This window comes from Streptomyces johnsoniae, assembly GCF_031845565.1.
In the GTDB taxonomy this organism is placed as follows: Bacteria; Actinomycetota; Actinomycetes; order Streptomycetales; family Streptomycetaceae; genus Streptomyces; species Streptomyces johnsoniae.
On record NZ_JAVREV010000005.1, the window covers coordinates 96825 to 120190 of the forward strand.

At 70.6% G+C, this 23366-nt stretch carries 17 protein-coding genes and 2 pseudogenes; 6 read left to right on the top strand and 13 right to left on the bottom strand.

All coding sequences use genetic code 11. The features are described from left to right. Positions 1 to 55: 55 nt before the first annotated feature. From RM779_RS10590 to RM779_RS10615, 6 genes are all read right to left on the bottom strand, one after another. Positions 56 to 436, bottom strand: a complete 381-nt coding sequence (locus RM779_RS10590) for a peptidase inhibitor family I36 protein (protein ID WP_311617422.1) — start codon at positions 434 to 436, stop codon at positions 56 to 58. A gap of 197 nt (positions 437 to 633) precedes the next feature. Next, positions 634 to 1548 carry an SDR family NAD(P)-dependent oxidoreductase gene (locus RM779_RS10595; RefSeq protein WP_311617423.1) on the bottom strand — a complete coding sequence of 305 codons (915 nt, stop codon included), beginning with the start codon at positions 1546 to 1548 and terminating at the stop codon, positions 634 to 636. 175 nt (positions 1549 to 1723) lie between these two features. Further along, positions 1724 to 6079, bottom strand: a complete 4356-nt coding sequence (locus RM779_RS10600) for a golvesin C-terminal-like domain-containing protein (protein WP_311617424.1) — start codon at positions 6077 to 6079, stop codon at positions 1724 to 1726. 106 nt (positions 6080 to 6185) lie between these two features. Further along, positions 6186 to 6596: a peptidase inhibitor family I36 protein gene (locus RM779_RS10605; protein WP_311617425.1), complete on the bottom strand. Its 411-nt coding sequence runs from the start codon at positions 6594 to 6596 to the stop codon at positions 6186 to 6188. A gap of 41 nt (positions 6597 to 6637) precedes the next feature. Continuing rightward, positions 6638 to 7603, bottom strand: coding sequence for a hypothetical protein (locus RM779_RS10610; protein ID WP_311617426.1), 966 nt, complete (start codon positions 7601 to 7603; stop codon positions 6638 to 6640). Further along, the gene (locus RM779_RS10615; RefSeq protein WP_311617427.1) at positions 7603 to 8145 is read right to left on the bottom strand and encodes a hypothetical protein; all 543 of its coding nucleotides are present in this window, start codon (positions 8143 to 8145) and stop codon (positions 7603 to 7605) included. The genes RM779_RS10610 and RM779_RS10615 overlap by 1 nt, the downstream gene beginning before the upstream one ends. Positions 8146 to 8488: 343 nt before the next feature. On the opposite strand from RM779_RS10615, the gene RM779_RS10620 reads away from it, so the two are divergent. Both RM779_RS10620 and RM779_RS10625 read left to right on the top strand, forming a co-directional pair. After that, positions 8489 to 10294, top strand: coding sequence for a protein kinase domain-containing protein (locus RM779_RS10620; RefSeq protein WP_311617428.1), 1806 nt, complete (start codon positions 8489 to 8491; stop codon positions 10292 to 10294). A gap of 62 nt (positions 10295 to 10356) precedes the next feature. Continuing rightward, entirely contained in the window at positions 10357 to 10962 is a 606-nt protein-coding gene (locus RM779_RS10625; RefSeq protein ID WP_311617429.1) for a flavodoxin family protein, read from the top strand. Positions 10963 to 11016: 54 nt separating this feature from the next. Here RM779_RS10625 and RM779_RS10630 read toward each other — a convergent pair whose 3' ends face one another. Next, the gene (locus RM779_RS10630; protein ID WP_311617430.1) at positions 11017 to 12075 is read right to left on the bottom strand and encodes a TIGR03086 family metal-binding protein; all 1059 of its coding nucleotides are present in this window, start codon (positions 12073 to 12075) and stop codon (positions 11017 to 11019) included. Between the two features lie 152 nt (positions 12076 to 12227). On the opposite strand from RM779_RS10630, the gene RM779_RS10635 reads away from it, so the two are divergent. Further along, a complete protein-coding gene (locus RM779_RS10635; RefSeq protein ID WP_311617431.1) occupies positions 12228 to 13427 on the top strand; it encodes an RNA-guided endonuclease InsQ/TnpB family protein in 1200 nt (399 codons plus the stop codon). 28 nt (positions 13428 to 13455) lie between these two features. Here RM779_RS10635 and RM779_RS10640 read toward each other — a convergent pair whose 3' ends face one another. Both RM779_RS10640 and RM779_RS10645 read right to left on the bottom strand, forming a co-directional pair. Next, on the bottom strand, positions 13456 to 13836 hold the full coding sequence (locus tag RM779_RS10640) for an ArsR/SmtB family transcription factor (protein ID WP_311617432.1): 381 nt from the start codon (positions 13834 to 13836) through the stop codon (positions 13456 to 13458). Between the two features lie 111 nt (positions 13837 to 13947). Further along, the gene (locus RM779_RS10645) at positions 13948 to 14469 is read right to left on the bottom strand and encodes a GNAT family N-acetyltransferase (RefSeq protein WP_311617433.1); all 522 of its coding nucleotides are present in this window, start codon (positions 14467 to 14469) and stop codon (positions 13948 to 13950) included. Between the two features lie 162 nt (positions 14470 to 14631). Between RM779_RS10645 and RM779_RS10650 the strand changes: the two genes are divergently transcribed. Continuing rightward, positions 14632 to 15504 carry a hypothetical protein gene (locus tag RM779_RS10650; RefSeq protein WP_311617434.1) on the top strand — a complete coding sequence of 291 codons (873 nt, stop codon included), beginning with the start codon at positions 14632 to 14634 and terminating at the stop codon, positions 15502 to 15504. A 124-nt stretch (positions 15505 to 15628) separates the two neighbouring features. On the opposite strand, the gene RM779_RS10655 is transcribed toward RM779_RS10650, so the two are convergent. Next, positions 15629 to 16048 (bottom strand): CBS domain-containing protein, encoded by a 420-nt coding sequence (locus RM779_RS10655; protein WP_311617435.1) that lies wholly within the window; start codon positions 16046 to 16048, stop codon positions 15629 to 15631. A gap of 231 nt (positions 16049 to 16279) precedes the next feature. Between RM779_RS10655 and RM779_RS10660 the strand changes: the two are divergent. Next, positions 16280 to 17096, top strand: a pseudogene (locus RM779_RS10660) (GNAT family N-acetyltransferase). Positions 17097 to 17218: 122 nt separating this feature from the next. Here the strand turns inward: RM779_RS10660 and RM779_RS10665 are convergent. Further along, a complete protein-coding gene (locus RM779_RS10665; RefSeq protein WP_311617436.1) occupies positions 17219 to 18643 on the bottom strand; it encodes a glycoside hydrolase family 16 protein in 1425 nt (474 codons plus the stop codon). A 1016-nt stretch (positions 18644 to 19659) separates the two neighbouring features. Between RM779_RS10665 and RM779_RS10670 the strand changes: the two are divergent. Beyond that, positions 19660 to 20202, top strand: a pseudogene (locus tag RM779_RS10670) (alpha/beta fold hydrolase); the annotation flags it as partial. Positions 20203 to 20413: 211 nt separating this feature from the next. Here the strand turns inward: RM779_RS10670 and RM779_RS10675 are convergent. Both RM779_RS10675 and RM779_RS10680 read right to left on the bottom strand, forming a co-directional pair. Then, positions 20414 to 20911, bottom strand: a complete 498-nt coding sequence (locus tag RM779_RS10675) for a TIGR02611 family protein (protein WP_311617437.1) — start codon at positions 20909 to 20911, stop codon at positions 20414 to 20416. 96 nt (positions 20912 to 21007) lie between these two features. Beyond that, a complete protein-coding gene (locus tag RM779_RS10680; RefSeq protein WP_311617438.1) occupies positions 21008 to 23359 on the bottom strand; it encodes an FAD-dependent oxidoreductase in 2352 nt (783 codons plus the stop codon). Positions 23360 to 23366: the final 7 nt, after the last annotated feature.

Consider the following 23366-nt stretch of genomic DNA (forward strand, 5'->3'; position numbering starts at 1 on the left):
CGGTGCGGACGGGTGCCCCAGCCCTGGGCCGGGCTGGGGCGTGCGGCCTTACACGTCAGCAGCCGCCGCCGACGCGGAGAGAGGTCATCTTGTCATTGAAGTGCGAGGCCACCGCCGCTTCGGACTTGCCCGCCCCGATAGAGAACATGCAACCCGTGTAGTTGGAGTGCTCGTACACGCTGACGGTTTTGCCCGTGCGGTTCCAGTACGAGGTCATCCGGTCGTTCATGTAGTTGCCCACGTTGGGGTTCGACGAGGTGTAGTGCCTGAAGTCGCCGCGGTAGCTGGACTGTTCCCAGACGCAGAATGAGCCGTTCGGGCACTGATTGGGGTCCGCCGCCGCCGGGTGGGCGGTCAGCGAGGTGGTTCCAGCGGTAAACGTCAGGATGGCAGCGACGGCCCACAGGCGCGGGGTGATGCGCTTGAGTCGCAACACGTTCTCCTCCGGTTCGGTTGTCCGTGGCCGATCCCACGGACCCGGCGGAACAGTAGGGACGTAAGCGATGTTCTGCCTATAGCAGCCACTGGGCGGAATAACGGGCGGAAACGCTCTCCAGTCCGCCGTCCAGGGCGAGTTGGCGCAACGGGATACCCGCGGTGCTCCACCCGAAAGGGTGACAAGGACCCGCGGCGCTACAGGCCGGCGAGCTGACCGCCGTCGACCGGTACCGAGGTGCCGGTCTGGAACGCGAAGGCGTCGGAGGCCAATGCGAGAGCCGCGGCGGCGATCTCCTCGGGCTCGGCCATCCGCTTCATCGCGTCGACGCCCTGCTCGGCGAAGGCGGCCTTGGTGAGCCGCCATTCCTCGTCCGAGATGCCCTCGGGGCGGTGCGCGTCCAGCATCTCGGTGTCGGTCATGCCGGGGGCGACGGCGACGACCCGGATGTGGTGGGCGGCGTTCTCCAGCGCGGCGGCCTGGACGAGTCCCGTTACGCCGTTCTTGGCCGCCGTGTAGGAGGCGAGACCTGTCCTGGTGGCGAACTGGTTCGTGGAGCCGGTGACGAGGATGACCCCGCCGCCCGCCTCCCGCATGTAGGGGATCTGGTACTTCATGGCGAGGAAGACGCCACGGATATTGGTGCTCGCCACGTCGTCCCATTCCTCGATCGACACCTCGTGCAGATCGGTGAACGGGAGCTGGATGCCCGCGTTGTTGAGGGCGATGTCCGGGCCGCCGTACCTGCCGACCGCCCGTTCCACGAACGACCGCACGTCCCGCGGGCGCCGCACGTCGGCCTTGAGGTAGGTGGCCTCGCCGCCGCTCTCGCGGATCTCACGTTCCACCGCACGGCCCAGCCGTTCGCGGCGCCCGCAGAACGCGACCTTGGCGCCCTCCCGGGCGAAGGCGATCGCGGCGGCCCTGCCGATGCCGGAGGTCGCTCCGGTGATCAGGACCGACTTGCCGCGGAACCGTTCGCCGCCGCCGTCCCGGTCGGCCGCGCGAGCGGTGCCGGCCATGGCGGCGGTGCCGCCGAAGGCGAGTCCCGCCGCGGCGCCCACCGCGCCGCGCCGGCTCATCAGGACGTCTGTCTTCCCGCTTCGTCCCATCGCGATCCTCACCTCGTGTTCTTCCGCTCGTCAGGGGTCGTCCCCCACGCTGCGGCCCGCTGCTGACCGCCTGCTGGAAGGGCCGCTGGAAGGGCCGCTGGAAGGGCCGCTGGAACGACGGCCTGACCGTTCCCCGCCCCGGCGGGCGGCCGGGGCCGCCCGCCGGAACGCGGGACTACTCCCAGTAGGGGGCCGAGGTGCACAGCTCCCCGGACGGGTTCACCCCGGCACCTTCGCTGAGGTCGATGCCCCACGGGTTGCCGCCCTGGCCGCTGGTGTTGCTGCACCTGCCGTACGGCGTCTCCGCGGGGTCGCCGCCGGGCGCCGAGCCGGGCAGGGGGTTGGAGAACGACTCGAAGTCGCCCCGGCCGACCGGGTTGGCGCCGACGTGCGGCTCGCCGTCCGTACCGATGCCCAGACCGTTGTGGTACAGGTACTGGTCGGGCATGAAGCTGGACCGGAGCAGCGGATAGCCGCTCGGGGGCCTGAGGTCCCCGTCGCACGACCAGAAGTGCAGCTCGTGCCAGATGGGCGGCGCGCTGCGGAACAGCGAAGCCAGGCGGTCGTCGAAGAAGTTGCCCGCGATGTCGTCGGCCACGTCCGCGACGGCCACCGGAACGCCGGGGGTGGTCGCGACCTCCCCGGACCACGCCTCCGCGGCCTCGACCACGCCCGTTCCGTCCGCGAGGGCAGGCCGGTATCCGATCGAGCCGCCCGCCGCGTACTGAACGGCCACGCACTCCGCGGGCACGGTATCGGAGGCGGGAATCCCCTCGTCGTTGATCAGGAGCGGTCCGCGGCCCACCGGCTCGTAGGCGCGGCCGGGCAGGATGCCGTCGCTGTTGGTGTTGGTCGTCCTGGTGACCCCGTCGTGCTCGTTGAGGTCGACCGCGCTGTAGTTGAGGTCGGGCGGTGCGATGCCGTAGTCCTCCTCGATGGCCGCGAACGTGTCGCTGACGAAGTCCGGCAGGTGGGTGTCGCCCGTGCGGTCGTCGAACTCCGCGTGTTCCGTTCCTTCCAGGATCAGGTTGTCCACCGTGACGTAGCTGACGGTGACGCTGGTTTTGATCTTGTAGGAGCCGTCGTCCTCGTCGATGTGTTCCGGTCGCGAGGCGTCCGGCCGCTGGGTGTAGGGGTTGGAGAAGTTCAACCAGGCCGGGATGCTGCTGCCCGCCGGGTGCTGCACCGGATCGGTCCCGGCCCGTTCGGCTTCGGCGTTCCAGTCCGCCATGGCCGTGCGGGTGGCGGGTGCGATGCACTCCTCGTCGGGGGAGCCGGTGCAGGCGGGCAGGCCGAGCACGGCCTCGGTCCTTTCCAGGGCCCAGTTGTAGAGCGAGCCGCGATCGGCGAACGGGGTGCCGAGGAAGTCGGCGCTGCCGTGCGCGTCGAGGTTCTGGTTCTCGTCGAAGTAGGCCACGGACTCCACGGTGTCCTCGACGTAGTCGCCGTCGACGGGGAGCACCATGGCCGCGTCGAAGGCCACGTTGTCCTCGCCCGCCGCGCCGGGGACCATGTTGTCCAGGCGGATCTGGGGCGCGTTGTCGAAGTCGAACGCGCCCAGCACCACCCAGCGGTTGCCGGTGCCGTGCTGCTGGATGGTGCGGACCTTGGTGCCGTCGGCGGTGTCGATCTCGTAGCGCGCGTACCGCGTGCGGGCACCGTGGTCGGGCAGGTGCACCGCGACGATGCCGGGGCCGGTCACCGGGCGGTTGAAGTCCCAGGTGCCCTCGACCCGCAGCCGGCTGCCGTAGGCGTCGGGGTGACGGCCGTGCGCGAAGAAGAAGTTCGCGCCGAAGCCGCCGCCGATCTGGTGGAAGTCGACCTTCGCGGGCCACACCCGGTCCCCGCCGCTGGTCTCACCCGCGCCGAAGTCGGCCGTGAACGTGCCGGAGTTGGTCCACTCCTTTGCGCAGCCCGGCCGTGCGGACGGTGCGTTGACCGGCAGGTTGTCAATGACAAGCGCGTTGTACGGTATCCCGGACAGCGAGCAGTTCGGCGGGTAGGCGGTGCCGTCCGCCTCCTCGGGATAGGTGTTGTTGAACCGCACCAGCTCGTTCCCGCAGGTGTAGTCGCAGTCCGTCTTCCAGACGGCGAGCTGATTCCACCAGCACCGGGAGTCCTCCCGGCCGCACGGCCCGTCCGCGGACTCGATCGCGCGCGGGTCGCACGCGTTGGCCACGGTGCAGAACAGGTCGATCGGCGGCCGGACCCCGGCCCTGTGGTACCGGTCGCTGCCCTCGGTCAGCGCGTCGCCCTCGATGCCGTTCCACCAGGCGGCGCGGTAGCCCGTGACCAGGGACCCGGGCGCCTCCAGCGCCTCAAGCGGGTGGGCGGCGAAGCCGAGCACCTTCTCCTGGTACGGCCAGTCCTGCGGGTGCGCGGCGTCCCCGTACTGCGGGTTGCCGAGGCGGTCCTCCATGAAGTTGTCGCGGGCCGGGTCCCATTCGGGGTTGGCCGGGTTGTTGAACCAGCCGACGCCCCAGGCGCCGCCGTGCTGACCCGCCTGCGACTGTGGGTAGAAGCCGGAGTTGTACGCCCAGAGCGCGAACACCCAGTTCTCCAGCTTGGCCGGATCGCCGTTGTTGGCGATCAGGCCGGCGTCGCGCGTCTGGTTCCACTTGTCGCTCAGGATGGTCAGCCCGGCCGCGATGTTGGCGGTGTAGTCGAGCGCGACGGCCCGCTGCTTCTGGTACGGCCAGGCGGCAGGCCCGCCGTCCTCGTGCCCGGCCAGCCGCATGTGGTCGGTGACCTGCGTGATCCCGTAGCCGCAGTCGGCCTCGGACCAGACGATGTCCCAGTCGTTCCCCGAGTCGCCGTCGTACAGGTCGAGCCCGTAGTAGTTGCCGATCAGCGGGTTCCCGGTCACCCCCGCCATGGTGTAGCGGGACGCCTGCCACATGTTGGACTCCTGGGCCGTGACGCCGAGCAGCACCTGCGCCGGGACCCGGCCGCCGCCGGAAAGCGAGGGCAGCGGGAACATGCCGGAGGATTGCGGCTGGTAGGCGGGCATGCCCAGGTTCTTCCAGTTCGCCGGCCGTGAGATGTGGTCGTTCAACTGGCCCTGGATGGCCCGGTTGACCGCCCACTCCACCTGCCGCGGCTTCGGCTGCATGGCCTGGTCATCGGCGCTGTTGCGGGGGACCGAGCAGGTGCGTTCGCTCTCCACCAGCTCGTCGCGGGCCGCGAGCGCCCCGGCCTGCTCCTCGTTCCCGCTCGGGTCGTGGCCGGTCTCCTCGGTGGTGACCGCGCGTTCCGGGGCGACGGTGAACGCCAGCTCCTCCTCGGTGGCCAGCGCGGTCATCCCGATGGTGACCGGCCGGGAGTCCCCGGCGTCCTCGGGTGCGATCCGCGAGTCCCGGCCGTCGGCCCAGCCGACGCCGGTCAGCAGGGCCCTGCCGTGCGTCGACGCGGTCGCCTCCCGTGGCGTGCCGGGCAGCACCCGTACGGCGGCGGGCAGTTCGTCGGTGGCCGCCTCGAACCCGCCGGTCAGCCAGACCTGGCCGGCCGCGGTGCTGGTCAGGCCGGAGCCGGTCAGCGGGCCCTCGGCCAGCGTCCGCGCTTCGGCCCCGGCCCCGGCCCCGGCCCCGGCACCGCCGTCGCCGTCGCCGTCGCCGTCGCCGAGCCGCCCGGCGGTCAGATGCCTGGCGCGGGCGGTGTCGCCGCTGCGGTCGAGGAAGACCAGGCCGCCGTCCGCGTCCGGGGTGAGCCGGAACGGCACGCCGTCCGCCTCGGCCACGTCCGTCAGCTCGCCGGAGCCGGAGACAGCCACCACGCGGCCGGCTTCGGCGGCCAGCACGGCGTCGCCGACGGGAACGGCCGAGGTCAGCTGCCGCGACACCTCGACGGGCTCGGCCAGTTCGGCCGTGGCCACGTCGAGCACCGTCAGCCGCGTTCCGCCGAGGTCGTCGCCGCCGGACTGGGTCAGCACCGCCGTGCCGCCCGCTCCGCAGCCCGGGTTGTAGTAGGACAGGGACGTCCGGACCGGCAGGCGGGTGACCTCGCCGGAGGAGAGGTCGACGACCGCGGTGAAGGCGCCCCGGGACATCAGCGCCGGCTCGTTGGTGAACGTGCGGGGCGCGTACACCACCACCGCCCGGTCGCCGTCACCGGTCACGCAGGCGTTGCCGATCCAGGAGTCGGCGTCGAAGCCAGGCTCGGACAGGGTGGCGGCGGTGCGCCAGGCGTATCCCTCGCGGCCGTCGGCCACCAGCAGGTGGAAGCCGGTGGCGTCCCCGCTCGTCGTCCACGCCAGGTCCTCCGCCGACTCCCAGTCCTCGCCCAGCAGTTCGGATCGCTCCGCGGGTTCGACGGCGTCGGCGGCCGGTACTTCGGGCACGGCCGCGTCGGCGGGCGTGGCCGGTTCGAGCTGGTCGTAGATGTCGGTGACGGACCGCGGGGAGGCGTCCGGCGTCCCCGCGGCGGGGGACTGGAGCAGGCCGACGAGCAGGGCCGCGCTGAGCGCGCCGAGGCCGAAGGCCCGATGTCGGCGCCGCCGCGGCCCACGGCGTGGCGGTCTGTGCCGGTGTGACATGAAGTCGACTCCTTTTCGGCAGGCAGGGGCCCTCCGGCGGCCGAACGCCGCCGGAGGGCCGGGACTTGAGGGGAACGGGGGCGGCCGCACGCGCGGCCGCGCCGGCTCAGACGGAGCAGCCGGAGGAGCTGGTCTTGTGGGACAGGACGCGCGGCATGGACTTGAAGCTGACCTGGAGGCCGGCGGCGCCCGAGGTCAGACAGGTGCGCCCGCCGCCGTAGTTGGCGTCGGGGTAGTGGCTCACGGACCCCGCGGCGTTCGGCATGACGCGCAGGGAACCGACGGGCCGGGAGCCGGCCCAGGAGCACTTCAGGTCGCCGCTGCGCCAGTCGGGGTCGTTCTGCGCGCCCGGCCATGCGCAGCGCTGGCCGGTGCCGCCCGCGCCCGTGTAGAAGCAGACGGATTTCGTCGGGCACTCCCAGGCCGCCGCCTCCACGGCCTGGGCCTGCGCCGGGGCGCCGAGCATCAGGCCAGCCATGAGGCCGGTGGTGCCGAGGGCGGTAAGGATCTTGCGCATGGGGTCCTCCGTAAGTTGTCAGGCGGCCCGGGAGGGCCGTGTCAGCCGGCTGCCTGGCCGGTCAGTTCGGCGGCGTCGGCCAGCACGCGGCCGTTGCGTTCGGCGGCCTCGGTGAGCGCCTGCCGGTTCTCCTCGATCAGCCGCTCCTGGATTCCGCTCTCCGTCTCGAACCAGATCGCGACGAGCCCGGTCTCCTGCTTGCAGCTCACGTCGGCGACCGCGAGGTCGCGTTCCGCGGCGTCCGCCGCGGGGGCGAGGGTGTCGTAGTGGGCGTCGGTGTCCCAGACGGTGTTCAGCGCGTAGCCCTGCCCGGCCATGCAGTCCGACCAGGCCGCCATGGCCCCGGTCACCGCGGCGGTCTCCTGGGACTCGGTGAAGCTCTGCCCGCTGATCTCCTCGGCCAGGTCCGCGTTCAGGCCGCCGGCCGCGTCCGCGGCCTCGGCGAGGCAGCCGCCCGCGGGCACCGGGTCGCCGCCGAAGGCGGACAGCGCTCCGGCACCGGTCCGTCCGGTGAGGACGGCCTCCTCGTCCGCCGTGCGCGTGGCGGCGGACGGCTCCGCGGTCGGTGACTCCGGAAGGTGGTAGCCGTACCGGCCGGCTTCCTCGATGTCGGTGAGGCCGTACCGCCGCGGCATGTTGGCCGAAGTGTTCGCCGGGGGCGGCGCGGTGCCCAGCGGCTCGGTCCGCCAGCCGGCGAAGCCGAACCTGTTCATGCAGGCGGTCTCGGCCGTGTCCCTGGCCAGTTGGGCATCGATCGTCTCGGCGTACGTCGGCAGGTACGCCTCGATCGGCAGCGCCAGGCCCGCGGCGAGGCCGCTCTCCGGCACCTCGGCGGGCCAGTCCTCTTGGACGACGCGAGGGCCGGTGGCGTGCTGCGGCGCCTGCCCGGTGCCCGGCGGGGCGGCGGGGGCGTCCCCGGCCGCCGCCGGCCGGCCGCAGCCGGCGGCGGCGAGCAGGGTGAGCAGGGTCAGGGAAAGAGGTACGAGCAGACCGCGGGTCGCTCTCATCAGAGCCTCCTGCTGCTGGCGTTGTCGTTCTTGAGAGCGGGGACGAGATTTTCCGAACCCTCGATGGTCTGCGAGGTGCCCTGATATCCGGTGTTGTAATAGATGCGGTGGTGGCGGCTGTCCGCGTTCACGGCTCCGGCGGCGTCATTCTTCAGCGAGTAGCCGGAACCAGTGGCCGGGCCCCCGCACTTGTGTCCGTTCGCGCCGGACCATCCGGTGTCGTCCCAGATGCGGCCGTGCGAGAACTGATACAGGACATCAAAGGTGGTGGTCCCGTGCTGGATCGTGTGCCCGTTGTGCGAGTACAGATTTTTGTTGGTGATGAAACAAGGGCTGTCGAAAACCCCGTCGTTGCCGCGGCTGTTGTAGAAGATGGCCATGCAGGCGGTGGTCATGGTGCACTGGTCGTCCTCGTAGATGGCCTGCACACCCACGCTGCCCTCGGTGCTCTCCCGGGCCTGTCCGCTCGCGGGCGCCGACAATGCCATGGATATTGCCGCCAGCGACAGCACTCCTGCGCGGAGCGCGCTGCGTCTCGCCACGTGAATTCCTCCAGATGTCAGACTATGGCTTTCCTGTCGATTCGCCGTCGGCCGCGGTATTGGGCAAGATGTGAAGTTACTGTGACCACCGTCCGGGGTCAAGGAGTTGAGATGCCTGCGTAAAGCGCTTGTTCTTTTATTGATTGCGAATTGCATCTCTTTTATAGGTGCCCCATTCCGTTGCCGAGTGCCTCGCGGGGGCGGAACCGGTGCTCGGGCGGCCCGGCGCGCGACCGGGCTGATCTACCGGCGCGTAAGCGGGAGTTGAGCCGTGACCTGACCTGACGCTGTCATCTACGCTGTTCACCTGCCACGTCGTTCGACCACACGGGGGGTGCTCGGCATGGACCACGCCGTGGGACCGGGAAAGCTGATCGGCGGGCGGTACGAGCTGACGGAGCCGATCGGCAGCGGCGGGTTCGGGAAGGTCTGGAAGGCACGCGACCAGCGGCTCCAGACGGACGTGGCGGTCAAGGGACTGCTCCTGCCGCTGTCCGCGTCGCCCACCGAGCGGGAGGAACGGCTCAAGCGGGCCGAACGCGAAGTCCTCAACGCCGCCCGGCTGCGCGACCACCCCAACATCGTGAGCGTGCACGATGTCGTCGTCGAGGACGAGATTCCGTGGATGGTCATGCAGCTCGTCGTGGGCCGTGCGCTGAACGCCCGCGTCCGGGAGTCAGGACCACTGTCCGTACGCGAGGCCACCGACGTGGCCAGGGCCCTGCTCAAGGCGCTCGACGCGGCGCACCGGGCGGGGATCGTGCACCGTGACATCAAGCCGGCCAACGTCATGCTCGCCGACAACGGCGAGATTCTGCTCACCGACTTCGGGATCGCGACCCACGACACGGACGTCTCGCTCACCGTCACGGGCAGTGTCGTCGGCTCGGCCCCCTACATGGCACCGGAACGTGTCCACGGCGAGAAGGGGCAGGCGCCGAGCGACCTCTTCTCCCTGGGGGTGACGCTGCACGAAGCCGTCGAGGGCGCCTCGCCTTTCGACCGCGACTCCACGCCCGCGTCGCTGCACGCGGTTGCCTACGAGGACCCCCCGTCGCCGCAGCGCGCGGGGACGCTGACGCCCCTCATCACGCGGCTGCTGGCCAAGGCGCCCGAGGACCGCCCGACGGTCGCCGAGGCACTCGCCCTGCTCGACTCCCCGATGCCGGACGTCACGCCGTCCGAGGTCACGTCGCCGCACGCCGCCGCCCCGCCGACCGCGGTCGTCACGGAGACGTCGTTGACGCCGCCCGAGGCCATGCGCACGGCAACGGCCCTGCCGCCACCGCCGGTCATACCCCTGCCGCCTGTCGCACCGGTCGGCGGCACCCCGGCGCCGGCATCATCCGGTGGTTCGGTGCAGAAGTGGCTCGGCTGGCTCGTGGCCCTCGCCCTCGGCGTGCTCGTGGCCGTGCTGGTCACCGTCAACCAGGGAGAGGACTCGGAGACCGGCACGGGCTCGTCGGCCGGCGGGGCGTTCAGCAGTACGGGGCCGGTTTCGATCGGCGATCTCGAAGAGGTGGAGTCGAGGATTGATGTGGTGGGTGTCGAGGGGAACGCTCCGGGGTCTTTGGGGGTTTCGGTGGATGTGACCCATTCGCATATCGGGGATCTGGAGGTGGAGTTGGTGTCTCCGGATGGCACGGTGTTCGAGTTGGAGGCGTTTGAGGGGCCTCATGAGTATTCGGTGGATGCTTCCGCGGTGGGTGCCAGTGGTACGTGGACTCTGCGCATCGACGACACCGCTGCGGTCGATGAGGGGACTCTTAACTCGTGGTCGTTGAGTTTTGGGACGAGTTCGGTGGGGCAGCAAGGTTCTTCGGGTGGCGGGTTGTTCAGTAGTTCGGGGTCGGTCTCGATTGTGGACAATGAGATGGCGGAGTCGAGGATTGATGTGGTGGGTGTCGAGGGGAACGCTCCGGGGTCTTTGGGGGTTTCGGTGGATGTGACCCATTCGTACATCGGGGATCTGGAGGTGGAGTTGGTGTCTCCGGATGGCACGGTGTTCGAGTTGGAGGCGTTTGAGGGGCCTCATGAGTATTCGGTGGATGCTTCCGCGGTGGGTGCCAGTGGTACGTGGACTCTGCGCATCGACGACACCGCTGCGGCCGACGAAGGGACCCTCAACTCCTGGTCCCTGCGATTCTGACGTCCGCTCATCCACCCGGATGGCCACGTTCGGTTCCGGAGGAGGCGGGTACCCGGCGGCATGTGAGAGCCATCGTGATCAACTGCACCCTCAAACCGTCACCACAGCCGTCGAACACCGAAGCGCTGGCACACGTGGTCATCCAGCAATTGGAGGGGCACGGCGTCGGAACGGAATTGGTGCGCGCCGTCGATCTGGACATCAAACCGGGCGTCGAGAGTGATATGGGCGGCGGTGACGACTGGCCCGCCGTGCGCGAACGGCTGCTCGCCGCGGAAATCCTCGTCATCGCGTCCCCCACGTGGCTGGGACGGCCCTCCTCGGTGGCCCAGCGGGTCCTGGAACGGATGGACGCCATGCTGTCGGAAACCGATGACCAGGGCCGTCCGGTGGCCTACAACCGGGTCGCGGGGGTGGTCGTGACCGGCAATGAGGATGGCGCCCACCACGTCATCAGCGAGATCCACGGGGCTCTCGGCGACATCGGCTACACGGCGCCTGGACAGGCGTGGACCTACTGGCACCTCGGCCCGGGGTCCGGGCCCGACTACCTGGACGACCAGCGTGGCCACGACTTCGCGGAGAAGTCGGCCCGCTACATGGCCGCCAATCTCGTCGGAACGGCGCGGGCCCTGGCCGTCACCCCGCTGGGCCCGCCGCCGGGCTGAGGCACCTGCCCGGCGCCCCGGCTCGGGGCGCCGGGCCGCGGGGGCCGCCGGAGGTCAGGGGGTGCGGCCGATGAAGCCGAGCAAGCGGGTCTGCACGTCGGCGCTCTCGGGCACCTCGACCCGAGGGCCGTACTGCCCGCTGCCGCGGAGCACCTCGTCGAGCGGCATCATCCCTTCGAGCAGCTGGGCGCACTTGCCGGGGTCGAGCTTCTCGTCCTGGCCGGTGGCCCGGGCCAGGTCCCAGATGTGCATGAAGACATCGGCGGTGTAGAACCGGTCGACCGCCTGGTCCAGCGGGACCTCCCCGATGTGCGGGTTCGACAGCATCTTCTCCGCCGTGGCGGGATCGTCGAGAAGGGCCTGTACCGCGTCGTTGTGGACCGTCCAGGCCGCCACCGGGTCGTCGTCCACCGACGGCCCCTTCGGCAGCTCGATGCCGGCGCCGTTCCTCAGCAGGTCGGGGAACCACTCGACGAGGTGTCGCACCACGTCACGGGCGACCCATCCCTCGCACGGCGCCGTGTTGTCCCACGCCCCCGGAGGCACGCCGTGTACCCGGTCGGTGAAGACACGTGAGATCCTGCGGTGCTCATCGGCTGCCTGCGTGCCGCGGAGCAGCTCGTCGAGCCGCTCGTGGCCCTCTCGGACGCCGCCCTCGGCGCCGCTCGCGAGCATCGCGTCGCGGGCCTCGACGGATTCCATGAGCGAGGTGGCGACCAAGCGGGTGCGGCCACCGAGGTCCTCGAAGGCGGCCGTCTCCAGGCTGACGCCGTCCGGCACGTCCTCGAAGGTGCAGGTCTGCACGATCCGCTCGTTGGGGCGCACCTCGTGGAACACGCCGTAGAAGCCGTACTCGGTCCCGTCGTCGGCGCGGTGCACGTAGCGGTACGACCCACCGCTGCGCGCGTCGTACCGGTCGATCCGCATGGTGAGCTGACGCGGGCCGAGCCACTGAATGACCAGGTCGGGGTCGGTGTATGCCCGGAACACGCGCTCGGGCGGAGCGTCGAACTCCCGGGTGATCACGAGGGTGGGAAGCGCCGGGTCGGCCGCGATCTGCGTTTCGCCGCGACGGTCGGTGCCCGTGCCGTTCGTGGTGTTCGTGCTGTTCATCAGAGTCCTTTCGCGGAGACCCCCGCGTTTGCGCGGGGGGAGGAAGTGAACCTCTGCGGTGCAGGAGGAGGAGGGGCGCATCGCCGCCGGGGTGCGCCGTTCACCGCCCATCACCCGCAATGGTCACAAGCTGGCACGTTAGTGTGTGATCCATGCCGACCGTGCACGTGAAGCGGGCGTTCAAGTACCGCTTCTATCCGACCCCGGAGCAGGCCGCCGAGCTTGCCCGGACGTTCGGGTGCGTGCGGAAGGTCTACAACCTGGCGCTCGCCGCCCGCACGGAGGCGTGGGCCAGGCAGGAGCGGGTCAACTACAACCAGACGTCGGCGATGCTGACGGCGTGGAAGAAGACCGGGGAGCTGGCCTACCTCAACGAGGTCTCCTCGGTTCCGCTTCAGCAGGCATTGCGGCACTTGCAGACGGCATTCAGCAACTTCTTCGCCAAGCGGGCCAGGTACCCGCGCTTCAAGAGCCGCAAGACGTCGCGGAAGTGCGCGGAGTACACCACCAGCGCGTTCCGCTTTTGCGACGGCAGGATCACCCTGGCGAAGATGGCTCAGGCGCTGGACATCGTGTGGTCCCGTCCCCTGCCCGAGGGTGCGAAGCCCTCGACGGTGACCGTCTCGCAGGACGGCGCGGGACGCTGGTTCGTGTCCCTGCTGTGCGAGGACCCGGCCGTCGAGCCGCTTCCGGCCGCCGATACGGCGGTCGGGGTGGATGTCGGCCTGGACCACCTGCTGACGCTCTCCACCGGGGAGAAGATCACCAACCCCCGGCATGAACGCCGTGACCGGGCCCGTCTGGCGAAGGCGCAGCGGGACCTTGCCCGCAAGGCCAGGGGCGAGGGAGCGAACCGGGCCAGGGCCCGCAGGAAGGTCGCCCGCATCCACGCCCGGATCGCCGACCGGCGCCGTGACCTGCTGCACAAGCTGTCCACCCGACTCGTCCGCGAAAACCAAGTGGTCGTGATCGAGGACCTGTCCGTTCGGAACATGGTGAAGAACGGCACGCTGGCCCGCGCCATATCGGATGCGGCGTGGCGCCAGTTCCGCACGATGCTGGAGTACAAGGCCCAGTGGTACGGCCGTGAGGTGATCGCGGTCGACCGCTTCTTCCCCTCCTCCAAGCTGTGCTCGGCCTGCGGCACCCTCACCCGGGCGATGCCGCTGAACGTCCGCACCTGGACGTGCGAGACCTGCGGCACGGCCCACGACCGGGACGTGAACGCGGCGAAGAACCTCAAGGCCGCCGGGCTGGCGGCGTCTGTCTGTGGAGCCGGTGTAAGACCTCAACGGAGAACTCCGGGCGGGCAGTCGGCAACGAAGCAGAAACCCTCACGGCGCGAGCCATGAGAACCCCTCGTTCACGAGGGGGAAGAAGTCAAGATGCCGCTTCCTCCGTCCGGGTGTCGGTGCCGGTGCCGGTGCCCGGCACGGACCGCTCGTCCAGCTGCTCGAGAACGGCGTCCAGCCGGCGGAAACGGTCCTCCGCCTCGCGCCGGTACCGTTCGATCCACTTCGTCATCAGGTCGAAGACCTCCGCCCGGAGGTGACAGGGCCGCCGTTGGGCGTCCCTGCTGCGGCTGACCAGGCCGGCGTCCTCCAAGATCTTGATGTGCTTGGACACGGCCTGCACGGTGACGTCGTACGGCTCGGCCAGCTCGCCGACCGTTGCGTCCCCGGCGGCGAGCCGGGCCACGATGTCGCGCCTGGTCGGGTCGGCCAGCGCGGAGAACACGCGGGAAAGCCGGTCGTCGGACACGTCACACCTCCCGCCTTCAACCGATTGGTTGAATAAAGCTTAGGGTGGGGCCTCGGATGTGGTCAACCGTTTGGTTGTGTAAGGCGTTTTCCCTCGTGCCCGGGGTGCCCCTCAGGTGATGGCGGGGCTGCGGCGTTCGATGAGGGTGACGTTCCGCCACCGGCCGTGGTGGCGGCCGACGCGTTCCCGGGTGCCGATGACGCGGAATCCGACCCGGGTGTGAAGTGCCAGGCTGGCCGTGTTCTCGGGGAAGATGCCCGACTGGATGGTCCAGATGCCGGCGGCCTCGGTGGAGGTGATCAGCGCGTCCAGCAGCGCGCGGGCGATGCCCTGCCCGCGGGCGGCCGGGTGCACGTAGACGGAGTGTTCGACAACGCCGGCGTAGGCCGCGCGCGGCGAAACGCGGCTCACCGCGACCCAGCCGGCGACCCGGCCGTCGGCGCCGAGGGCGACGAAGCGGTGGTCGGGCAGTTTCGCCCGGTCGAAGGCGCTCCAGGAGGGCACGGCCGTTTCGAAGGTGGCGTTGCCTTCGTCGATTCCGGCCTGATAGATGGCCAGCACGTGAGGGGCGTGGTCCGGCCGCATCGGCCCGACGGCGGCCGTGGCGGAGCCGGCGGTGGAGGTGTCGCGCATGCACGCTTCCCTACTAGGCGTCGCTCCACGTTGGCACACGTCGAAGCAGCCCGGCGAGTTGCCTCCACCATTCAGTCACGAAACCCGCCCTATGTGCGGCAACTTGTAAGATGATCAGTCTCATTGCGTGAAGAGGGCTGTGTGAGAACGTCATTACGGCGCGTGGTAATCGGTGGGGCGGTTCTGGTGTCGGTGGCCGGGTGCGGCAGCCAGCGGCTCGACCTCCCCGCCGACGCGGCAGAGGGCACCGCGACCCCCCGGGCGGCCGTGGAGCGGCCGGAACCCGAGCCGGAGAGCGAATCGGGGGGCGAGCCGGAGAGCGACGCGGACGCGGTCGAACCCGAGGCGCTGCCCGAGTCGGAAGACGAAGCCATGGAGTGGCTGGAACGTTCCGCGCAGGCCGTCGCCGACGTCTCGGAGGTGCACTCCAGTGCGGTGATGGAGACCGGGGGTCGGCAGGTGACCATGGAGACGGTCGTCTCCGGAGATCGCTGCACGCAGAGCATGGAGTTTCCGGATATCGGTGCCACGGAGCACATCCACATCGGCGACGAGGTGTGGATTCGGCCTGCCGAGCTGTACTGGTGGGGAGCCGAAGGCGGCCAGGACACGGTTGACGCGTACGCGGGCGCCTACGTCCGTGGTCCGCGGGACCATCCCGATTTTGCGGGCAGCGGCTCCGGCTGCGACGCCGGTCTCGCCCAGCTGGCCGGAGACGATCCGGACACCGAGTACAGCTACCGGATGGGGGAGGAGACCAGGCATGACGGGCAGCGGGCCGTGACCATCCACGTGACGGAAAGTCACCCATTGGGCATCGCCACCGGGACGTTTCTGATCGCGGCGGAGGGCGAGCCCTACCTGTTGCGATTGACGAACGACATGGAATTCGAGGCAGTCGGCGGCCAGCGCATGTCCGTCAGCGTCGACTGGACGGACTACGGTCGGCCCACCGCCATCGACGCGCCGCCCGCCGAGCAGACCGTTCACATCGACGACCTCGCGGCACACGACAACCCGTTCCCCCTCGGCTGAGGCCCGGGGCCCGCGGCGCACCTGCGGCAGGCGTCCGTTCCGGCGTCACCGGCAGGAAGGCCGGAACGCCGGAACGCCGGAACGCCGGGCCGCGGGCGGGCCCGGCCCTCTCGCCTGCCCGGCGCTACTCGTTGGGATCGGCGGCGCTGATGTCGGCCAGAGCCGAATCGGTGTCCCGCTCGACGGCCAGGTCGCCCAGGGAGACGATGCCGACCGGCTGGTTGTTCTCGACCACGGGAAGGCGCCGGACGGCCCGGTGCCGCGCGAGCGTGATCACGCGGCTCACATCGTCGTCGGGGGCCACGGTGAGCAAATCCTCACTGCATGCCTCGCCCACCGTGCGGCCGCCGACGCCGTCCCCCTCCGCCAGGACCCGTACCACCAGGTCACGGTCGGTGACCAGCCCTCGCAGATAGCCGTCCTCTATGACGAGCACGGCCCCGATGTCCTCATCACGCATCCGCTGCGCGACATCCACCACCGGAACGTGCGGGGCCACCTCCACGGGATCGGCCGTCATGATGTCCCGGATCTGCTGTGCCATGTGCTTCCTCCTCGCCGATGCTGTGCGGGTGCTGTCGCAAGCCCGCCCCTACCGGACCGATCGGACCTACCGGACCGATCGGCCCGGCCGGAGTGAGCGGCAGCGCGCCCCGGGTACCCCGATCTCCCGGCGCGCCACGCCCCGGCGGGCCCGGATGTGCGGCCGGCCGGCGGCGGGATGAGCCCATGATCCCCGTGCGCGGCCAGGGCCGCGTCTGACCCGGAGCCTGCCTTGACCAGCGACACGAACGACCTGATCTTGCGTCCGATCACCGGACGCGAAGAACTCGGCCTCTTCTCCCGGCTGCCCTACCTCCTCAACGAGGAACTGGCGGACGACCTTGCCGCCCGCCGCAGGCGTCCGGAGCGGATGTGGGTCGCCCTGCGCGGTGACCGTCCGCTCGCGCGGGCGGCCTGGTGGAGCCGACCGGCCGGTGACACACCACGCCCCGACGGACTGGCGGGCGAGCGCGGCCACCAGACAGGCCGTCGAGGACCGGATGGCGATTCTGGAACGGACCGGTGCCCGGCTCCTCGTCGAACGGCTGCGGCTGGAATGGCGCCCGGGATCGCCGGTTCCCGAGCCCAGCGGGCGCCTTGCCTTCCGGCCGGTCCACGACGCCGGGGAGCTCGTGGATCTGATGGCCTCGGTCCTGGAGGGGACGCTGGACGCCCACAGCCGCGCGGTCCTGCCCCGGATGTCCGCCCGCGAAGTGGCCGTCAGGCACTACGAGGACGAACTCGCGCGCTACACCAGCCCGCGGGACTGGTGGCGCGTCGCCACACTGCCCGATGGCGAGCCCGTCGGATTCGTCATCCCGGCCCGCAACGACTACAACCCGATCATCGCCTACATCGCGGTCCTGCCCCGGCACCGCGGCAACGGCTACATCGACGACATCCTCGCCGAGGGCACCCGGGTCCTCGCCGGGCAGGACGTCCCCCGCATCCGCGCGGCCACGGACCTCGGCAACGTCCCCATGGCGGAAGCCTTCCGGCGGGCCGGATACCTCAATTTCGGCCGCGTGATCCACATGACCTGGAATTGACCGAGTGCGGGGGCGGGGTCATTCCTTCATTCTTTCCATCGAATCTTCACGTGCCCCAGGGGGGTGTCCGGCCGTCCCCCGCGGGGGACGGCCGGACGGAAAAGGTCACTCGCGAAAAGGGGTCACTCGTAGGGGATGCGCACGAACGACTGGTTACCGGTGCCGAGAGCGGAGGTGCCTCCGCCGATGGCGTTCCATACTTCGACCCTGACCCGGCCGCCCGCCAGATTGCCGTGACTGCCACTGGCAGAACGCAATCCGCGGGCTTCGGTGTAGTGCTCCCAGCCGGGGACCGGATCGGTCGCGAAGTACGCGTAGGTCTCCACCCGTTCCCAGCTGCCGTCCCCGGTCCTGTCGTAGGAGACGCGCACCTGCTGCCCGTTGGCTATCGAGGTGCCCGCGTCCACGAAGAGGTCGAAGGCGGTGGCGCCGCCGTTGTAGGCGCCGGTGACGTTCGAGGCGGTGAACGTTTGCGGCTGGTGCGGCGTGCCGTCGTGGTTCCCGCCGCCGGCGGACGCCAGGGTCACGGAGGAGGCCGAACCGCCCGCCGTGCCGAGCGCACCGCCCTCCCGCAGGTGCAGGGTGGAACTCGGGCCAGGCGGCTCGGTGCCGCCACCGCCGCGTGTCCACACCGCGACGTAGTCGACCAGCATGGGACGGCCGGGAACGGTGGCCGCCGTCGGGGTGGCGTGGCCCGCGACGCCGTCGGGGAAGGCGCCGCCCATCGCGACGTTGAGCAGGATGAAGTACCCCGCGTGATCCGTCATGTTGGACCAGGTGGTGGCGTCGAGCTGGTTCTGGGAGACGCTGTGGTAGAGCTGGCCGTCGACGTACCAGCGCAGCTGGTTGGGGCTGGCCGAGCGGTCCCACTCGAAGCTGTAGGTGTGGAACGCGGACTGGCAGGTGCTGCCGGGGCAGGCGCGACTGGCGCCCAGGCCGTTGTTCTCGTTGCAGGGTCCGCCGGGAGCGACCCCGCAGTGCAGCACCCCCCAGACGGAGTTGATCCCGTTGACGTTCTCCATCACGTCGAACTCGCCGATACCCGGCCAGTTCCAGTAGTTGCCGCGGTAGGGGGAGCCCAGCGCCCAGAACGCGGGCCAGTAGCCGAGGGCGGCGGCCCCGGTGACGTTGGGCATCTGGAGGCGGCTCTCGATCCGCAGCACGCCGCCCGCCGGGGCCTTGAAGTCCGCCCGGCGGGTTTCGATGCGGCTTGAGGTCCAGTTCCCCGCCGCGTCCCGCAGCGGCGTGATGCGCAGGTTGCCGCCGCCGTCGAGGCTGACGTTGGCGGGGGAGTCGGTGTAGGTCTGGACCTCGCCCGTTCCCCAGGCGTCAGGGCCGCCGGGATATGAACGGCCGGTGTCGATCTGCCAGTTCGTCGAGGAGGGCAGGGAACCGGACGAACCGGTGAAGTCGTCGCTCCACTGGAGGGTCCAACCGGGGAGGGACGGCACCGCGCCGCGCGCGGGCGGCGCCGCGAGCAGCGCGGCGACGAGGCCGAGCAGCACGGCGAGTGCGGTGGCCAGCGGGGTGGCTCTTCGGAATTCCATGGATCTGAACATGGGTGAGCGCCTTCCTGCCAACGGGAGGTGCGGGATCGGCCGGCGCGCGCCGCGCCGACGAATGAGAGCGCTCTCACCGGGTGTTGTAGCCCTGCCCGCCGGAGCCGTCAATCCCAGACGCGCGCCGCGCGGCGCCTGCCGGAGCGCGTCCGCATGACAGATGTAAGGAAAGGCGGTGACAGACCTCACTGGCTGCCGACGTCGCGCCGCAGCAAGTCTGGTGTCCGTGCACTCAGTTGTCGAAGACCGCCGACCGCGGGCGGCGAAGTCCCGGACGAGGCAGATGAATTTGCGCGAGCGGACAACCGCGCGAAGCGCCGGGCGGATAGGTTGACCCTGGCCGGCATTCATCCGTCAGGAGCGTCACTCATTCCCCCACCGCCCCACTGTCTCAACGCCGGGCGCAGTGGCACCAGCCCCCTGATGGCAGGGGGCCCAGGCCCATGTAGGGCCGCGGTGGGCGTCTCTAACCTTTGTCGCGTCGTCAACGTGACGACGACTCGCGCGAAGCGGTTGACCGGCCATTCGTCATTTCTCTTTCATGCGGTGCCGGTTCCCGCCGTGCCGCGTGAATCACCCTTTTTAGCGCCAAACCATCTCGTTGGAGGAAACTGTGACCGGCAACAAGATCGGGACATCTGCCGCGATCGCGCTGTGCTGTGCCGTGGCCGGTGTCGGGCTTGTCGGCTGTGACGATACGGATACGGATACGGATACGGATTCGGGATCGAATGCGGAATCGTCCACCCCCGCCACGCCTTCGCCGGAGGCCGATGAGGGCCTGCTCACCGGGACGGAAAAGATCACTGTCGGGGGCTACTCGGTGAACGTCTCCTGCTCCGGCAGCCCGGCCGAGGGCCGGCCGGTCGTCGTTCTGCTGCACGGCGGCGGCAACGATCTGGCCACGATGGCCGACTTCCAGGAGACGCTGAGCGCCCGAGGGCCGGGTCTGCTCCTACGACCGGCTCGGCGCGGGTGGCAGCGACCAGCCGCAGGGTCCCCAGGACTACGACGCCGTCGGGGAGACACTGACCGGGGTGCTCGACGAGGTCGTCGGCGACCAGCCGGTCGTCCTGGCCGGGCATTCCATGGGAGGACTGATCGCCGCCAGGTACGCCCCCGACCACCAGGACCGGGTCCGGGGCCTGGTCCTGCTGGACGCCACCTCGCCCACCGCGATCGCCGACATGGAGGCCAGGATTCCGGAGTCCGCCACCGGCGCGGCAGCCCAGTTGCGCGCCGAGACCCTGGCGGTATACGCGGGGGAGAACCCGGAGCAGCTCGTCTTCGCCGACGGGGAGGTCGCTTCCGTCGGCGACATCCCGGTGCGGGTGATCCAGCACGGGCAGCAGTACCTCGCGGCGTTGGACCCCGAGTACGGACCGGGCCTTGAGGAGGACTGGACCAAGGGCCAGCAGGACTGGGCGACGATGTCCACCAACAGCGAGCTGAGCGTCGCCGAGGACAGCGGGCACGACATCCACCTGGAGGCGCCCGAGATCGCCGTCGAGGCCGTCGAGACCGTCGTCTCGCAGGCCGCCGGCTGACGACCTGGTTCAACCCGGTTCAACCCGGTTCAACCCGGTACGACCCGGTTCAACCCGGTACGACCTGGTACGAGGCCGCACCCGCCCGGCAGTCGTCGCGACTGCCGGGCCAGGCCCCCCGCCCGGAGCCGCGGGCTACCGCGACTGACCGAGATCGCGGCCTCGCGCCGCGAGGGGGAGGGCGGCTTTCCCGCGGCCGAGCCGTCCGTACTCAGTCCTCGATGCTCCAGGGCATGGCGATGCCGAATTTCCACAGGTACACCGACAGCAGCACGGCGCAGATCACGCCGCCGACCGAGGTCAGGGCAATATTGCGGCGGCGCACCTTGGGGTCGAGGGCGCGCCGCGCGGCCTCCGCGACCTTGCGCTTGGTCCACCGCAGTACCAGCTGGGCCCAGACGAACTCGGTGCCCCAGATCGCCATGCCGGCGAATATCACCAGCCAGCCGGGCCCTGGCAGCGGCAGCAGGATCACCCCGGTCACGACGACCAGCAGGCCGACCAGGAAGACGCCGACCTGCCAGCCCAGGTGGAGGGGGCGGGAGCTTTTCACGAACTCCGGCGCCCGGGAGCCCAGCGGTTTCGCAACTGCCACGAGTTCGCCGACTTCGCCCGGGCCGTCCGCCGCGGGCACGGCGACGTCGTCCGATGCGGCTGCGACGTCGCGCTCCTGCGGCTGGGCGATCCGGTCGGGACTCTGCATGTCCATGTGGCTCATTGCGAAAGGTCAACCCCTTAGCGGCGGCTAGCGCTGTCACCCTTGAGAATGTCGCTCGGTGACATCGGAGGCAAGTGGCAGCCCGCCTCAGGAGTAGCAGCGCAGTTCGTAGAGCGCCGCCGAGGGATCTCCGTTGGTGGCCTGGACGACCACGCGCAGCCGGCGGGCGGAAACCGGGGTCCTGAGGGCGTGGCGGCGCCGGGGCTGGTGGTTGCCCTTCACCGTCACCACGGGGTGCCAGTCGGCGGGCTCGCCCGGCCGTTCCCGGCACACCTCGACCGTGTAGTCGCGCGCGCACTGCGGGTCCCGGTAGAGCGGCCCGTACGTCTCGTAGTCGCGGATGAGGTGGCCCGCGAACGTGAGCTGGACCGTGCGCAGCTCGAACGGCTCGTCCCACTCGGCCTCCAGCCACTGCGGCAGCGGCCTGGCCGGGTCGGATCGCCACAGGTTGACGGCCCGGTGGGGGCGGGACTCGCCGCTGAGGACGTTCGCGGGGCCGAAGCAGGCCTGCGGTGGGGAGACGCGGAACGAGGCGGTGACGCCGTTGCGGTAGCGCCGCAGGTGGCCGCTGGACATCTCGAACGCGCTGACGTGCCCCGGCTCCACCCGGCTCGCGGTGTGCCAGCGCACCCCCGGCGTGGCCGCCAGGTCGAGCCGCAGGTAGCGGTGGCCCGTGCCGGGCAGCGCCTCCGCCGCGTCGGCGCCGCCGAGGTCCGGCCGCCACTCGGCCCAGTGGTGGCGGCCGGGCGGCACCCGCAGCACGGTCGTGGCCAGCGGCGGTGCCGGGGCGACGCGGTAGTCCCAGATGTGGTCGACGGGCAGCAGCGCGGCGGCGACCTCGCGTTCCTCGCCGGTGTCGTTGCTCAGGCACACCTCGATCGCATCGAGGGTGTAGCGGCCGTCGGCGACCTCGGCCGCGATCCACTGTCCACGGCGCGCCGTCAGCTCGTCGGCGGCGTCGTCAGGACCGGTCTTCCTGGTGCGGTCCCAGCCCTCGCCGCGCCACGGGTCGTGCGGTCCCGCGCCGTGCAGCACGGCCTGCGAGCTGGCGCGGACCGCGCGGGCCAGGCGCGCGTGGTCGCCGGGGTCGGCGTTGCGGACGTTCGGCAGGAAGCAGCCGTCCCGCAGCAGCGTCTGCTGCACTTCGCCGATGGCCTCGTCCGGCACGCGCACGGGCGCGATGCCCCGGCGCACGGCGACGGCGGCGGCGGTTCCCGCGGCCTGGCCCATGACGGCCGTGGTGTTCTGCACCCGCACGGAGCCGAGCGCGACATGGGTGGCGCTGACGTTCCGCCCGGCCATCAGGAGGTTGCCGACGTCCTTCGCGACAAGGCTCCGCAGCGGGATGCCGAACGGGCCGACGTACGCCCGCACCGCCGCGGAGGCCGCCGGATCGTGCCCCTCCGCGGCGGTGGGCTCGCTGGTCGCGGCGAGCAGGCCGCCGGGTGTGTGCAGGTCGATGTTCCAGCCGCCGTAGGCGACTTCGTCGGGGAACGGCTCCTCGCGCCGCAGGTCGTGCTCGGTCATCAGGTGCAGGCCCATGATGCGGCGGCTCTCCCGTTTGCCCGGCAGCTGGCCGATCCAGTCCAGGGCGTAGGTGGCGGCACGTTCCTTCAGCTGCGGGTCCTTGTTCTTGATCCAGTCCCAGACGCCGAGGGCGTGCCGGGTCAGCTCGTGGCGGATGCGCTCGTTGTCGTGGATCGTGTGCCAGGGGACGCCGATCTCGATCCACCAGAAGCCGCCGCGCAGCGTGCTGGGCCGCCGGCCGCCCTGGTAGAAGAACGAGGCGTCCTGGTACTCGACGGCCCAGGAGGGCAGGCGGAACTCCACCGGGTGCCCGACGTCCCTGGTCTTGAAGTGGATGGACGAGCCCATGACGTCGTCGCAGGCGTGCGCCGGGGCGTGCGGCTCGCGGAATTCGTCGCGTCCCTCCGTTCCCATGCGCCACTCGCAGCCGGCGAGGTCGGCGACCACGCCGTCGCCGGTGCAGTCGACGAAGACCTCGCCGGTGAGGGTCAGTTCCGTCTCGGCGTGCGTGGTGCGCGCGGTGACGGCGGTGATCCGGCCCTCGCGGGTGTCCACTCCGGTCACCGTGGTGTTGAGGTGCAGTGTCAGGTTCGGGGTGCGCATCACCAGGTCGTACTGGACCAGGTCCCACACGCCGTTGGTCCAGCCGTTCTCGAAGATCTCCTCGTGGTTGGCGGCGCGTTCCTTCGCCAGCAGTTCCGAGACGATGCCGGTCTCGCGCGCGTAGGCGTGGTAGATGGCGGCACCGCGCGGCACCACCCGGATCTCCGAGGAGCTGTTGCCGCCGAGGACGGGGCGGTCCTGCACCAGGCAGGTGCGGGCGCCGTGCCTGGCCGCGGCGACGGCGGCGCTCAGGCCCGCCAGTCCGCCGCCGCAGACGACGACGTCGTAGGACTCGGTGAGGTTGTGCATGAGCGGA